The organism is Nostoc sp. C057, from assembly GCF_013393925.1.
Lineage (GTDB): Bacteria > Cyanobacteriota > Cyanobacteriia > Cyanobacteriales > Nostocaceae > Nostoc > Nostoc muscorum_A.
Genome location: NZ_CP040288.1, coordinates 78,206 through 93,470, shown reverse-complemented (window position 1 = coordinate 93,470; position 15,265 = coordinate 78,206). Strand labels below are relative to the sequence as shown.

At 48.3% G+C, this 15,265-nt stretch carries 12 protein-coding genes and 2 pseudogenes; 13 read left to right on the top strand and 1 reads right to left on the bottom strand.

Going from position 1 to position 15,265, the window contains the following annotated elements; translation table 11 throughout:
• Positions 1-177: 177 nt before the first annotated feature.
• The 11 genes and pseudogenes from FD724_RS35015 to FD724_RS34960 all read left to right on the top strand — a co-directional run bounded on the left by FD724_RS35015 (position 178) and on the right by FD724_RS34960 (position 11,879).
• Entirely contained in the window at positions 178-783 is a 606-nt protein-coding gene (locus tag FD724_RS35015) for a DsbA family protein (protein WP_179076278.1), read from the top strand.
• Between the two features lie 60 nt (positions 784-843).
• A complete protein-coding gene (locus FD724_RS35005; RefSeq protein WP_256874699.1) occupies positions 844-3,621 on the top strand; it encodes a PAS domain-containing protein in 2,778 nt (925 codons plus the stop codon).
• A gap of 8 nt (positions 3,622-3,629) precedes the next feature.
• Positions 3,630-4,259, top strand: coding sequence for a response regulator transcription factor (locus tag FD724_RS35000; protein ID WP_179076277.1), 630 nt, complete (start codon positions 3,630-3,632; stop codon positions 4,257-4,259).
• A 345-nt stretch (positions 4,260-4,604) separates the two neighbouring features.
• The gene (locus FD724_RS34995) at positions 4,605-5,162 is read left to right on the top strand and encodes a DsbA family protein (protein ID WP_179076276.1); all 558 of its coding nucleotides are present in this window, start codon (positions 4,605-4,607) and stop codon (positions 5,160-5,162) included.
• Positions 5,163-5,276: 114 nt separating this feature from the next.
• Entirely contained in the window at positions 5,277-6,089 is an 813-nt protein-coding gene (locus FD724_RS34990; protein ID WP_179076275.1) for an alpha/beta fold hydrolase, read from the top strand.
• A gap of 77 nt (positions 6,090-6,166) precedes the next feature.
• On the top strand, positions 6,167-6,754 hold the full coding sequence (locus tag FD724_RS34985) for a Dps family protein (protein WP_179076274.1): 588 nt from the start codon (positions 6,167-6,169) through the stop codon (positions 6,752-6,754).
• A 76-nt stretch (positions 6,755-6,830) separates the two neighbouring features.
• The gene (locus FD724_RS34980) at positions 6,831-8,408 is read left to right on the top strand and encodes a GMC family oxidoreductase (protein WP_179076273.1); all 1,578 of its coding nucleotides are present in this window, start codon (positions 6,831-6,833) and stop codon (positions 8,406-8,408) included.
• Between the two features lie 105 nt (positions 8,409-8,513).
• Complete coding sequence (locus tag FD724_RS34975; RefSeq protein ID WP_179076272.1) at positions 8,514-9,425, top strand: SDR family NAD(P)-dependent oxidoreductase; 912 nt, start codon at positions 8,514-8,516, stop codon at positions 9,423-9,425.
• A 98-nt stretch (positions 9,426-9,523) separates the two neighbouring features.
• Positions 9,524-10,063, top strand: coding sequence for an SgcJ/EcaC family oxidoreductase (locus FD724_RS34970; protein WP_179076271.1), 540 nt, complete (start codon positions 9,524-9,526; stop codon positions 10,061-10,063).
• 133 nt (positions 10,064-10,196) lie between these two features.
• Positions 10,197-10,946 carry a glucose 1-dehydrogenase gene (locus FD724_RS34965; RefSeq protein WP_179076270.1) on the top strand — a complete coding sequence of 250 codons (750 nt, stop codon included), beginning with the start codon at positions 10,197-10,199 and terminating at the stop codon, positions 10,944-10,946.
• Positions 10,947-11,010: 64 nt separating this feature from the next.
• Positions 11,011-11,879 (top strand): annotated as a pseudogene (locus tag FD724_RS34960) (alpha/beta fold hydrolase).
• Here the strand turns inward: FD724_RS34960 and FD724_RS34955 are convergent.
• Positions 11,875-11,967: pseudogene (locus FD724_RS34955) on the bottom strand (IS5/IS1182 family transposase); the annotation flags it as partial. The pseudogenes FD724_RS34960 and FD724_RS34955 sit on opposite strands and share 5 nt — an antisense overlap.
• A 258-nt stretch (positions 11,968-12,225) precedes the next feature.
• On the opposite strand from FD724_RS34955, the gene FD724_RS34950 reads away from it, so the two are divergent.
• Both FD724_RS34950 and FD724_RS34945 read left to right on the top strand, forming a co-directional pair.
• Positions 12,226-13,662 (top strand): SidA/IucD/PvdA family monooxygenase, encoded by a 1,437-nt coding sequence (locus FD724_RS34950; RefSeq protein WP_179076457.1) that lies wholly within the window; start codon positions 12,226-12,228, stop codon positions 13,660-13,662.
• 165 nt (positions 13,663-13,827) lie between these two features.
• Positions 13,828-14,820 (top strand): alpha/beta hydrolase, encoded by a 993-nt coding sequence (locus FD724_RS34945; RefSeq protein ID WP_179076269.1) that lies wholly within the window; start codon positions 13,828-13,830, stop codon positions 14,818-14,820.
• The last annotated feature ends 445 nt before the right edge of the window (positions 14,821-15,265 follow it).

Sequence of the window (15,265 nt, the reverse complement as noted above, 5' to 3'; positions counted from 1 at the left end):
TCAAATTGACTCATCCTCAATCATTTTGTTGATTAAAATACAGACCCTGAATTGACGACAAGCCTAAGCAAGTCTCATACATTAAACTCATACAAACGATTATAGGCTTGAAGGGAAGAAATTTCAGAGTGCAGACGATAAATCTCTTTTCCTCAAATATTTAGAATGAGGTTTACAATGAGCGATGTTATTCCTGACGACACACCTGGCGACCCTTGCGGTAACTGCGAAGCAGAGCGCAATCAATTAGTTGTACTTCCTTCTGAGCAAGACCATCGACAAGGATCATTGAATGCTCGCGTTGTGCTTGTTGAGTATGGGGATTATCAGTGTCCCCAATGTAGTGAACTTTATACCTCAATTCAGGCAATTCAACGCCAGCTTGAGGCGACCTTATTCGGGAGAGATTCTCTATGCTTTGTATTCCGACATTTTCCTCAACCTCAAATCCATCCTCAAGCTCAAAAGGCAGCAGCAGCGACTGAAGCAGCAGCAACACAAGGGCAGTTTTGGCAGATGCACGAGATGCTATTGAAGCATCAGCAAGAGCTAGAAGATGGGTATTTAGCAGAATACGCTGACAATTTAGGGCTTGATGTAACTCAGTTTATTCGAGACATTGCCCAAAAAGTGCATGTCGATCGCATCAATCAAGACATTGCCAGCGGAATCGATAGTGGGGTAGTTAGCACTCCAGCTTTATTTATCAATGGTGTGCGTTATAGAGACGCTTTAGAGCTTGAGCCACTACTTGTTGCGATCGTTGGAGCTTCTCATGGCTAGTATTTTCTGTCAATAAATGGACTAACGTGCGCGAACTGCCGTAAATGAGGAATCTGATTGATGAGCAGTCTTCTCAAGCAAGTTGTAGCTCAAGTTTCCAGAACGGTGCCATTGCAGACGGTTTTGATTGTGCCGTTTGTGCTGCAAACTTTGGTGACAGTCGGCTTAGTGGGGTATTTTTCCTTCCAAAATAGACAGGAAGCCATCAACGATCTCGCCAGTCAACTGCGGCGCGAACTGACGAACCGGATCGAAGGCAAACTACAAACCTATACCGAGATACCCCATAACATCAATCGGCTCAATGCCAGCACCTTCGCTCAGGGAAAAATTGACCCTAGCGCACTCAAAGGTGAGTTTCCACTCTGGCAGCAAATTCAGATTTATCCAATGGTGAGTGATATCTACTGTGGCGATCGCAAAGGTTCTCTTCTAGGGGTGCGACGTAGCCCTGCCGATGGCTCAATTGAACTGCGGTCGAGTAATGTTGCTACAGATCATAAACTCTACGGCTACAGCCTCGATCGCAATGGTCAGCGAGACCAGTTAATCAGTCAAGGTAACAAAGCCTTCGATGCGCGGGTTCGTCCCTGGTATAAGGCAGCAGTGACGGTAGGCGAACCAAGCTGGAGTGGAATCTATGCCGACTTTGCTAGCCAGTTGCCAACGATCACCGCCAGTACGCCTGTCTATAGCACTGCTGATCGATCGCTGTTGGGAGTCTGTGCCACCGATGTATTTCTGCCTAATGAGATGAGCCGTTTTTTGGCTAGCCTGCAAATTGGCAAGACAGGCATCGCCTTTATTCTAGAGCGATCGGGGCAACTGGTTGCCACCTCCACCGGAGAGGCGATTATAAGTAGTGGGGCAGCAGCAAATCGATTGTCCGCAGTTGAGAGCCGTAACCCTACCGTGCGAGCTACTGCTGACTATTTGCGCGAGCATTTCAGCGATTTGTGGCAGATCCAGACTGCGGAACAGCTTGATTTTAAGTTCGATGGCAGGCGGCAGTTGATTCAGGTGATGCCATTCAAAGATACTCGTGGGCTAGACTGGCTGATTGTCACGGTGTTGCCTGAATCCGATTTCATGGCAAAGATTAATCAAAGCATCTACACGACGATTCTGCTTTGTATCGCGGCTTTGCTGCTTGGCATTGCGATCTGCATTTTGATTGCCCGATGGATCGCTAAACCGATTGTCAGCGTCAGTCAATCGGCAAAAGCGCTAGCAGACGGTGCATGGAATCAGACGGTAGAAATTGAGCGGTCGGGCGATTTGGGCGAACTGGCTCGATCTTTCAACCAGATGGCACAGCAGCTTCAAATCGCATTTGCCAAAATGCAGTCTTTAAACCAGACCCTCGCCCAAAGTGAAACCCGCCTTCAGAAAATTTTAGAGTCGGTTCCGGTAGGAATTGTGGTTATGGACGCAACAGGTCGCCCTTATTACGCGAATCAGAAGGCAATCCAACTCTTGGGCAAGGGCGTGCTGCCGTCTGTCACCCCAGAGCAAATTGCCGAGGTCTATCAACTCTATGTGGCAGGAACCGATCGCCCCTACCCAACCGAACAACTGATGATTAGGCGAGCGCTAAACGGCGAACAGGGCAGTGTGGATGATATCGAAATTCACCAGGGGAATCGCATCATTCCGATCGAAAGTTGGGGAACTCCAATTTTTGATGAGTCTGGCAACATTCTGTATGCGATCGCAGCCTTTCAAGACATCACCGAACGTAAACAAGCAGAGAAGCTTTTAGCAGAATACAATCGCACCCTAGAGCAACAAGTTGCAGAACGAACGACAGCATTGCAGGCAAACGAAGCAGAGCTACGCGGTGTCTACGACGAGCTTCGCTTACAGGAGCAGGAATTACGGCTGATTACCGACGCTCTACCCGTTCTGATTAGCTACGTCGATGCCAATCGCTGCTTTCAATTTATCAACCGTACCTATGAGGTTTGGTTCAACCGTAGCCGTGAGGAAATTTTGGGCAACCCTGTTCGCCAACTGCTCGGTGAGGCGGTTTATGAACGAGTTGAGCCGTATATTAATCAGGTGTTTGCAGGGCAAACTGTCCCTCTAGAAGCAGAAATCCCTTTTCGGGATGATAAGCGGTGCATCAGCGCCACCTTTATTCCTGATTTCGATGACAATGCTCAGGTAAGAGGTTTCTACAGTCTCATAACAGACATTAGCGATCGCAAACGAGCTGAACACACTTCTATCTTAGAAGAGCGTAACCGGATGGCGCGAGAAATTCATGATACACTAGCTCAATCTTTCACAGGTATTCTGCTTCAAGTTGGAGCAGTAACACAAGTGCTGGCGGATGACCCGGAAGCAACCCAAGTACATCTGGAAATGATTGAGGAACTAGCACGCGCTGGGCTGGCAGGGACACGGCGATCCGTATCAGCACTCCGTCCGCGGCTACTAGAAGAAGGTAATTTAGAGAGTGCCTTGCATCGTATTGTGGCTCAAATGCGAGCAACGACCGACACGGCTCTGATTTGCGAAACTCAGGGTATAGCCTATTCCTTATCAACCGAAGTGGAGAATAACTTACTCAGAATTGGGCAGGAAGCATTAACCAATGCGATTAAATACGCAAGTGCTGGCGAAATTCGGGTTGAGTTAGTGTACAACGAAACACAGTGTATCTTACGGGTTAAAGACGATGGCAGGGGCTTTGGAGTAGGTAGCACTCCTTTGAGCGGTGGGTTTGGCTTATTAGGAATGAGCGAACGGGCAGAGCGCATTGGTGCACAACTAACGATTCAAAGCCAACCGGGTCAAGGAACAGAAATTATTGTCACTATCAATCGAGTGTGAGAATTACAATGAGCCAATCCACTACGATTCGAGTGCTGATTGTTGACGACCATGCCATAGTCAGAAAGGGTCTAGCAACCATCATTAACCGCGATCCAGAAATGACAGTGATCGCTCAAGCAGAAGATGGACAGCAGGCAATCGCTCTCTTTCGTGAATACCAACCTGATATCACACTAATGGATTTACGAATGCCCAAAATGGGAGGTGTTGAAGCCATTATGGCGATTTGTGCTGAATTTAAGCAGGCTCGGATCGCGCTACTCACAACCTACGATGGTGATGAAGATATCTATCGCGGTTTACAGGCGGGCGCTCAAGGCTATCTGCTTAAGGATTCTAAACTTGGCGAGCTTTTGAATGCGATTCGCGCCATTCATAATGGTCAGAAATACATTCCGCCAGAAGTGGGCGCAAAATTATTGCAGCGAATGACCAATCCAGAACTGAGTGAACGAGAGTTGGAAGTGCTGCGTTTGATGGCACAAGGAATGGGTAATCAAGAAATTGGGACTGCTTTGAGTATTGGTGAAAGTACCGTCAAATCACATGTAAATCGGATTTTGAGCAAACTGGGCGTGAGCGATCGCACACAAGCCGTGATTACTGCTGTTAAGCGTGGGATTGTAAGTTTGTAAGTGGGGAAAAAGGGGCAGGGGGCAAGGGGAATGTTCCTTCTCAAGAGCCGTGGAATTGCAGGTTGAACATGGGTACAAAGCTCCGTTTCAGTTTTCCCCCTTGCTCCCTGCTCCCTGCTCCCCTGCCTCTTATGACCTTTTCCCCAATAGAATTGGCTTTAGACTCAAACTTTAGTTGGAGACAACCTTCCACTACGAGATGAACAGGTTCATCCATCACTAGATTGTATAAAAATGTCAACTCAGAGTGGACGACAAGAGAGGGTCAATTGTCTATATTGAATCCATAGCAATGTTAGCGCAGTTGGGTTGTAAGGCTTAAGTTTGCTTAATACAAACCGAAACATGACTTACAACCGTGATAATCGTTCTTTATTCGTTCTGCCTTCAACCCAAGATCATATTCAAGGTGTACTGAATGCTGCTGTAGTATTCGTCATGTATGGAGATTATGAATGTTTTCAAAGTGCCAACGTCTATCGATTGATTAAAGTTGCCGGGCAGCAATTGAAGATTTCGTTTGGAGAAAACAATTTAGGTTTTATCTTCCGTCATTTTCCTCAAGTACAGATTCATCCACATGCTCAACGGGCAGCGGAAGCCGCAGAAGCAGCAGCGGCTCAAGGGCAGTTTTGGCAAATGCATGAGATGCTGTTTATCCATCAACAGGAATTGGGAAATGGCTATCTAGTGGAGTATGCCAATCGTTTAGGACTTGATATTTCTCAATTTTTGCAGGATTTATCCAAGGGAGCGTATGTCAATCTTATCAATGCGGATATTGAAGGTGGACTGCGAAGTGGAGTGGAGGCTGCACCCGCTTTGTTTATTAATGGAATTCGCTATCTCGATCGCTGGACTGTTGAGCAGATAATGGCAGCCATTGTTGCTGCAAATGATTAAGGTTTTTGATGCCTATCCCAACAAGTATTTCAGCGGGGAGTATTTCATAACTTCTATACGGACGACAAGAACCAGAGATTTAAGCAATTTAGCAAGAATACAGAGGCGATCGCCATGATGGTTTTTACATGGAAAAAAGTTCAAAAATTGTTGCTGTGGTTATTTGCATTAAGTGTTGTCGTTAGAATATCAATGCATCCAACACCCGCCACCTCCAAGGAATTACCTCAAGCGTCCAGCTCTAAACCTGCGATCGTTCTCGTTCATGGGGCTTATGCTGACGGTACATCATGGCAACACGTTATTCCATTGTTAGAGCAGGATGGCTACAGAGTGACTGCTGTGCAGATTCCGCTCACCTCACTTGCTGATGATGTGGCAACAACGAAGCGGGTGATTAATAATCAAAAAGGTTCCGTTGTAGTAGTTGGACATTCCTATGGTGGAAATGTGATTACGGGTGCGGCGGCTGGCAATCCACAGGTGAAAGCTCTGGTTTATGTTAATGCTTTTGCCCCAGATGTCGGTGAAAAGACGAGTGATTTGAATAAAAGGTACGCAGCACCTCCGATTAGTACGGCGATTGTATCTGATGCTGCAAACTTTCTCTATGTCGATCGCGGGAAGTTTCACGAATTTTTTGCCCAAGACGTATCGAAGGCTGAGGCGCGAGTAATGGCAGCAACCCAAAAGCCGATCGCCAGCGCAGCCTTTGAGCAATCAGTAAATGAAATCGCCTGGAAAACGATTCCTTCCTGGTTTATCGTGACTCAAAGCGATCGCGCCATCAACCCTGAACTTCAACGATTTATGGCTAAACGGATTAATGCTAAGACAACCGAAGTTAACTCCAGTCATGTTCCTTTTATCTCTCATCCAAAAGAGGTTGCCAAAGTGATTGAAGCAGCAAGTACTGCTGTGAAGTAATCCCAATCCTAAGAGAAGCAGTTTCTCAGTACATACAAACAGAACAGACCTAATTATTGACTCTAGGAGATCCGATCATGTCGACTCAAAATACAGGTATCACTGAAGTCGATCGCAGTCAACCCTTACTGCATCAACATGGATATGAAATTCAACAGTATGGTACTCTTCGTGATTTGCCAATTGTTCTCAACCCCAGTGCCCGCAGCGAAAGCTGTGTTTTAGTCAATCAAATTTTGGCAGATACGATTATTCTCTATCACCTTTACAAAAAACATCACTGGTTGATGCGCGGACATACATTTTATCAACTGCATCTGTTGCTCGACAAACACGCCAGTGAACAAATTGAGTTAATTGATGCACTGGGTGAACGGGTACAAACACTGGGAGGTGTGGCGATCGCTGACCCACGTCATGTAGCAGAAGTTACTAAGATTAAGCGTCCGCCCAATGGCGTTGAGGAAGTACCCGTGATGTTGTCGCGGTTACTGGAAGCCCACGAGTTAATCATTGGGGAATTGAGAGTAGCGATCGATAAAACAGCAGCAAATCAAGATAGTGGCACTAATGATTTGTTAGTGAGCCAAGTCCTGCGAACCAATGAGACGCAAGTTTGGTTTCTGGCAGAACATTTGGTGGATACACCATTGGTACGCAGTTAAATTCAGCGATCGCTCTTTAAATCAGTTCATTCTTGACTCCATTTATCCATTGTAGATAACAGAGGAAGAGAACTTCATGACTAATTATGACTACATTGTAATTGGTGCAGGTTCGGCAGGATGCGTTATCGCCAACCGTCTTACAGAAGACAGCGACGCAACTGTGTTACTACTTGAAGCGGGTAATCCCGATACGAAACCAGAAATTCACATCCCCGCGCAATGTCTCAGTCTACTAGGTTCTGAGGTGGACTGGGCATATTTCTCCCAATCAGAACCCTACCTGAATAACCGCAAAATCTTTTGTCCCCGTGGCAAAGTCCTGGGCGGCAGCAGTTCGATTAATATCATGATTTATCTGCGGGGTAATTCTCACGATTATGACCACTGGCAGTCATTGGGCAATCCCGGTTGGTCGTACCTTGATGTTTTGCCCTACTTCAAGAAATCAGAACACTTCTCACGAGGCGCGTCTGAATTTCACGGGGTCGATGGAGAGTTGAGCGTCACCGATCTGATTGCGCCTGCTGTGGTATCCCAACGTTTTGTAGACGCAGCAGTGGAACTAGGATATGACCACAATCCCGATCCCAATGGAATGCAGCAGTCAGGAGCAGGACTCTATCAGTTGACGATCAAGGATGGTAAGCGCCACAGCACCGCCGCTGCCTTCCTGTTACCCATTTTCCAGCGTCCCAATTTGACTGTAACCACAGGAGCGTTGGTAACTCGCTTGTTGTTTGAGGGTACCCGCACTATTGGGGTAGAATACCTGCACGAGGACATGTTGCACCAGGTTAGGGTAAACTCCGAAGTGATTTTAAGCGCTGGCACGTTCGATTCGCCGAAGCTGCTGATGCTTTCCGGTATTGGTGATGCAGAACACCTGCAAGCGATGGGAATTCCGGTAGTGGCTGATTTGCCGGGTGTCGGTCAAAACCTCCAAGACCACCCTGTCGTGTCCGTGGCACACGAGGCAACTCAGGATTTACACACGGCAAGCAGCAGTAGTGTCGCTGAAGCTGGCTTGTTTTTGCATACTCTGGGTAATCTGGATGCCGCGCCAGATTTACAGTTTCTCTTCGGCCCGGTTGTGTTGGCACCGCCTGGTTATGCCCACTCTGGTTTAGGATTTACAAGTTTCGTCTGTTTAACTCATCCTCAAAACATTGGTAGTGTCAGTTTGCGTTCCCCTGACCCCAAAGACACACCGATGATTCAAATGAACTTTCTCCAAAGTGAAACTGATGTGCAAAAGTTAGTTGTCGGGATTAAATTACTCCGTAACTTGTTCGGTGCAAGTGCTTTGGATGAGTTTCGCGGTAAGGAAATCGCTCCGGGTGCTGACAAGCAGAGTGATGCAGCGCTAGAAGCTTACATTCGGGACACTTGCAGCACTGTGTGGCATCCGGTTGGCACTTGCAAAATGGGCATTGACCCAATGGCAGTAGTCTATCCTGAGTTGCGGGTACATGGGGTTGAGGGATTGCGAGTTGTTGATGCCTCCATCATGCCAACAATCACCACGGGAAATACGAACGCACCCACCATCATGATTGGTGAGAAGGCAGCAGATTTAATTAAAGCAGGTCGCACAGTACGAACGGTTTTCAGCAAATCTAACTTCCAAAATCCGGCGTATTCATCTATTTAGAAACGGGCGATCATCTTTGATCAATCTCAGATTATCATACCTGTTGAGCGTTTATCGGTCGATGTTAGGCAAACAGAACACTCGACCTCTGTAAAGGAATACACAATGGCACTGATTACAACACCATTCGGACGACATTCCACCGCCGCCGAGGTTGTAGAAGGAATTGATCTTTCCGGCAAGCAGGCGATCGTTACGGGAGCCGCATCGGGCATCGGCGTAGAAACGGCGCGGGCGCTGGCTCAAACTGGAGCGATCGTCACACTAGCTGTGCGTAATACCGATGCTGGAGCGCAAGTCGCGGCTGACATTATGGCTACTACTGGGAACCGGAATATTCATGTTGCTCCGCTTGATTTAAGCGATCGCAACTCAATTGCCAAGTTCATTGCTGCCTGGCGTGAGCCGCTGCACATCCTCGTTAATAATGCAGGGGTAATGGCATTGCCCGAACAGCGCACACCCGAAGACTGGGAGATGCAATTTGCCACTAACTATCTCGGACACTTTGCCCTAGCGCTCGGACTACACGACGCTCTCGCAGCAGAGGGTGCCGCCCGTATCGTGTTGGTTAGTTCTAGCGGGCACCTGATGTCGCCCATTGTGTTCGATGATATTCACTTCATGTTTCGTCCTTATGATCCGTGGTTGGCGTATGGACAGTCCAAGACCGCAAGTATCCTCTTTGCTGTGGGTGCTACTGCGCGCTGGTTCAAGGATGGCATTACCGCTAATGCCCTGATGCCCGGGGCGATCGCAACCAACCTCCAGCGTCATACGGGCGGTCTTAGAACCCCACCTGAGCGGCAGAAGACAATAGCGCAGGGTGCGGCAACTTCCGTTCTGTTGGCAACCTCTTTGCTACTAAAGGGCGTTGGCGGACGCTATTTCGAGGACTGCAATGAAGCCACTCTCGTCACCAAGGGAAACGGCTATATGAGCGGAGTTGCCCCCTACGCCCTGAACCCAGACAATGCCGATCGGCTCTGGAATGAATCGTTGCGCCTGCTCGCTTGACCTGGCAGTAACAGTGAGCTTCACGCTGTTGATAAACGAATTGCCGGTCGTAAGCCTGCCAGCCTTTGGTCCATCACTTAAAAGGAAAACTCAAAACTATGAATTCACAAACAGCTCAAACCACCACTACTGCTGACGAGTCGGCAATCCGTGCTTTCCATCGCCAAATGATTGATGCTTGGAATCGAGGTAGCGGCGAAGGCTTCGCTGCCCCGTTCAGCGAAACTGCCGATTTCATCACGTTCGAGGGTACACATCTCAAGGGTCGAAAAGAAATCGCTGCATTTCATCAACAAGCGTTCGACACAGTTGTCAAAGGAACACGCCTGGAGGGTGAGGTGGATTTTGTCCGCTTCGTGAACTCGCAACTCGCGCTCATGCTAGTAGTTATCAGGGTAATACTGCCCGGACAAACCGAAACTTCACCGTCACGAGATTCGCTGCCGCTATACGTCGTAACGAAAGGCGACGAAGGTTGGCAGATCGAAGGGTTACTCAACACCCGGAAGTTAGCGCTAGAACGTCAATTCTTCTTAGACGACTTTGACTCACTGAGCGCAGAGGCTCAACGTCAAGTGACCGACCTCGTTTCAAGTCTCAAGCAGCCTCATCAAGCAGATCAATCAAAGGAGATGTAAGGAATGGCACGCTTGTTAAGATACAAAAGGCGATCGCCCTTGCTCCCCAATATCGGCTGACTATTCTTCCTCCTGACTCCGCTCTCTATTAACAACTTACCGCTTTAAACCCAACAATCAGAGGATTCGCATAATGGGAAAACTAGAAGGAAAAATCGCCCTTGTCACGGGTGGCAATAGTGGTATCGGTCTTGCTACAGCCAAACAGTTTGTTGCCGAAGGTGCCTATGTCTACATCACGGGTCGTCGCCAAGTCGAACTGGATGCTGCTGTAGAAGCCATTGGTAAAAATGTTACGGCTGTGCAGAGCGATGTTTCTAATCTGGCAGACCTCGATCGTCTGTTTGCCACCATTAAGCAAGAACAAGGACACCTTGATATCATCTTCGCTAATGCTGGCGGTGGACAAATTGCCCCGCTTGGAGCAATCACTGAGGAACACTTTGACAAAACATTCAACGTAAATGTCAAAGGTTTACTGTTCACCGTACAAAAGGCGCTGCCACTGTTACCAGAGGGCGCTTCTATTATCCTGAATGCTTCGATTACTTCTATAAAAGGTACGCCAGCATTCAGTGTTTACAGCGCCACCAAAGCCGCCGTCAGATCATTTGCTCGGAATTGGATACTCGACCTCAGAGAACGCAAGATCCGAGTGAATGCCATTAGCCCTGGTGTGGTTCCGACTCCTGGTTACGATCATTTGGGACTGAATGACCAGCAGTTGCAAGAATTCGTGGACAGCCAAGCTGCCACTATTCCATTAGGGCGAGTCGGCACACCCGATGAGATTGCCAAAGCGGTTGTTTTTCTGGCTTCAGATGACAGCAGCTTTGTGAACGGCATCGAGTTGTTTGTTGATGGCGGTATGGCACAGATTTGAAGTCCAAAAGGAGTTGTCGTAAAATGCCATCATGTTACTTTTATCACTTACAAAAAGTAATCCCATGACGACATATCGCACAGTTTCGATCGATGGTTTAGACATCTTCTACCGTGAAGCTGGTTCTCGTGATAATCCGACGATTCTGCTATTGCACGGCTTTCCAACTTCCTCTCACATGTTCCGCAATCTCATACCTGCCCTCGCTGATAAATTCCATCTCGTTGCTCCTGACTACCCTGGCTATGGCAACAGTTCGATGCCAACTGTAAATGAATTTGATTACACGTTTGATCGCTTGGCTGAGATTGTGGAAAAATTCATTGCTGCGATCGCTCTCAAAAAGTACAGCCTTTATGTGATGGATTATGGCGCACCCATTGGCTATCGGATTGCCGCTAAATATCCAGAGCGCGTGCAATCTCTGATTGTTCAAAATGGCAATGCTTACGAAGAAGGTCTACGCGAATTCTGGGAACCAATTAAGGCATACTGGCAAGAGCGATCGCCTGAGAATGCTGAAAAGCTCAAATATCTTGTCACCCTGGAAGCGACGAAGTGGCAATATACCAACGGTGTTCGCAATCTAGAAGCAATCAGCCCCGATACCTGGACTATCGATCAACATTTCCTCGATCGCCCAGGAAACGATGAGATTCAGCTGGCGCTGCTGTATAGCTATGCACCAATCCACCATTATATCCGCAATGGCAGGAGTATTTTCGCAAATATCAGCCACCAACCCTGATTGTTTGGGGTAAGAATGACTACATCTTCCCCCCAGAAGGCGCTCATCCCTATAAGCGCGACTTAAAAGACGTTGAGTTGCATTTACTCGATACCGGACATTTTGCCCTGGAAGAGGATGGGGATTCGATCGCAAACTACATCGCTCAATTTCTCACGTCACGACTGCAACCCATCCTTGTCTAACTAAACGGCGAAACTGAGCCGTCCATGCAAAACTGCGCTCTACTACCCAACGACGTGGTAGCAACACGAACCCTTTTCTAGCTTCTGGCAGTTGTTCATAACACGCTCTAGCGAATCCAAACCCACGAACAAAAACCTACTAAGCTGTTACGCAAATAAGATTGCACATCAACTGGTGAGGTTGTTCTTTGTCAATTGTCCTTAGTAAACACTAATGACTAATGACTGATGACTAATCACGGTCTACACGGAAAATAGTGCAATATGTAGGCGCGTTAGCTTAACAGCTTAATTGTCTGCTATTCCGATTTTTCCATCTATCGCAACGAGATATGAGGAGATCAACATGACAACGAGCAATTCCGATTTTACTGCCCGAGAAACACTACGCCTGCTCGGTCCCGATCCCGATAACTGGGTGCCCGATCGCCCTGGCATCGATCACAATGTCACTATAATAGGTGGCAGCGGCAGCGGTAGCACCTTTGTATTTGCGCTACGACGTGCTGGGATCGGTCGCGTGACGGAGATCGATGCAGCCGATGACGAGGCTCATGCAGGCGTGTGGTTGACGCGAGCGCGGATGAGAACGCTCCGCACACCGAAACATCTGCCTGGTCCAGAACTAGGCATCCCAGAATTGTCCTTTCAAGCCTGGTACGAAGCGCGGCACGGTGCGGCAGCCTACGCAGAGATCGATCGCATTGAGCGAGTGGCTTGGGCTGAGTACCTCAGTTGGTATCGGCATTTCCTGGGTATCCAGGTTCGTTACCAGACGAAGTTGGTGCGGATTGAACCAGTCGCAGGTTTCTTCCGCCTACACCTTGAGGTAAACGGTGTCCCGCTCTTAGAGACTACGCGCAAAATTATCTTCGCCAATGGCGTGGCTGGCACGGGTGGTTCGTACATACCTCCAATACTGGCTGACTTACCCCGCACGTTGTACGCACATACCGCCGATGCCATCGATTTTGAAGCACTGCGCGGTAAGACTGTGGCGGTGCTGGGTGCGGCGGCTTCAGCTTTCGATGCAGCAGCAGTGGCGCTGGAATCGGGAGCTAAGGCAGTACATCTATTTGTACGGCGATCGGCGATCGCATCTCTCTCAGTCCTGCGGGTACGGGATTACCCTGGTGCTTACGACAACTATCCCCAACTACCCGATGCAGCCCGCTGGTTCCAGGCTTGGCACTTTCGTCAAGCAGGCACCGCGCCACCCCCGAACTCGATTAAGCGAGCGATCGCTTTCCCGAACTTTCACATCCATCTATCTGCACCTTGGAAATCGGCACGGAAACTGGGCGATCGCATTGCCATCGAGGTGAACGATGATGTTTTCGAGTTTGATTTTGCGATCGCTGGCACTGGTTACTTCGTTGATCCAACCAAGCGTCCCGAACTAGCCGACTTTTCCCAGCATATTGCCCTCTGGCGCGATCGCTACCAGCCAACAGAAGGTCTGCGCGACGACGGTTTGGGGGCACATCCTTACCTCGGTAGCGCCCACGAATACCAAGAAAAAGTACCTGGCACTGCCCCTTACCTGAAAGACATTCACGTATTTAATCCTGCTGGTTTGGTCAGCTTCGGATTGCCAGTTGGTGACATCCATAGCATCCGCCGCGACGTACCTGCAATAGTATCGCGCATCAGTCACGACTTGTTCTTTGAGGACTGGGCGCATCATGAGGCACGGATCACAGGCGATATTGCCCCCGATTTTGAGGACTCGCTCTATGCTGCTGCGGTGTGGAAACAACCGATCGAGGCAGCGACCCGCTAAGTGGATAATCTTTTCACCAGTAACAAATAATTCCGGCTTGGAAACGATGTCAGTAGAAAGCGATCGCCATTTCACGATTGCTGCCGATCGAGCATCACTGTTAAATCAATTCACTTAACAGTGTCATTTCAACAAATTGTTTACTAATTATCAAAGGAGAATGTCATGGTTGCTCAAGTAAATTCACAAGCAAAGATTTTGGAAGTTGCAGACGATCCACGTCTTTCTAAAGGAGTGAAGGCATTTTTGAAAGTGCTGAACTCAGGAGGTGTGCCTCTAGAGACATTACCTCCACTCGAAGCGCGTCAAGTTCTCGTAGATGCACAGGCTTCCGTTCCAGTAGACCTTTCAGGCATTGAAGAGTCGGAGAAGACAATTACTGCTGACGGTTATTCGATTACGCTCAACATCGTGCGACCGGAAGGAGTCAAAGGCACATTGCCTGTTTTCATCTTTATTCATGGTGGTGGTTGGGTGTTGGGTGATTATCCAACACACAAGCGCATGGTTCGCGATCTGGTTGTGCTTTCAGGGTTTGCAGGGGTCTTTGTCAACTACACGCGCACGCCAGATGCTCAATATCCCCAGGCGATTAATGAGATTTATGCTGCAACCAAATGGGTTGCCGAGCATGGTGAGGAAATTGGGGTGGATGGCAAGAATTTGGCAGTCGTTGGCAACAGTGTCGGCGGAAATATGACAGCAGTCACTGCTTTGAAGGCGAAAGAAAACGGAGGGCCACACATCAAGCTACATATCATGATGTGGCCGATCGTCGATGCCGATTTTGAAACGAATTCTTATCACCAATTCGGCGACAAACGGTACCTAACCGCACCCACGATGAAGTGGATGTATGACCTGTACATCCCTGACCCAGAAAAGCGCAAAGACATCTACGCATCTCCCTTACAAGCGACGGTTGAGCAACTCAAAGGCTTGCCTCCAGCATTAATTGCGGTTGCAGAGAGCGATATTTTGCATGACGAAGGCACAGCCTACGGACGCAAGCTCGATGAAGCTGGGGTAAAGGTGACAACGGTGCAGTACAACGGCATGATTCATGACTTTGGACTGCTCAATGGTTTAGCCGAACTGCCAGAAGTCCGCTCTCTGTTTGTTCAAGCTGCTGCTGAATTGAAGAAACGTCTGCAATAGCCCTCTTCTGTCACTCTCCGGGAAGGCGATCGCTAGAAGCCTTATGAGGTAATCAATACAAGCTATACTATTAGAAAAAAATAGGTCTTGTATTTGTTATTAGAAAATAATCGCGCGATCGCAGGCTATACAAAAGCTCTAGAATTCAGAAATGGCAAAAGTTTTCGGAGGGTGACAGAAGAGGGATAGGATGCGATCGATGTTTTTGGGGAAATGAAAAGACGCTCCTCCATCGCTTTGCTGCTTACCGAGTTAGCGTAGGGGAAAATGGTAAAGCAGAATGGCACTAAGTTAAGCTGAAGGGTTGGCAGCGTAAGGATTGCAGAGGTGCAGGGGTGCAGAGGGGAATTTTTAAATATCCGAACGCAATACCTTAAACTTCTTCTTTCTCCCCTGCTCCTCTGCTCCTCTGCACCCCTGCTGCCTCAATGATTTTCCCTTTTCT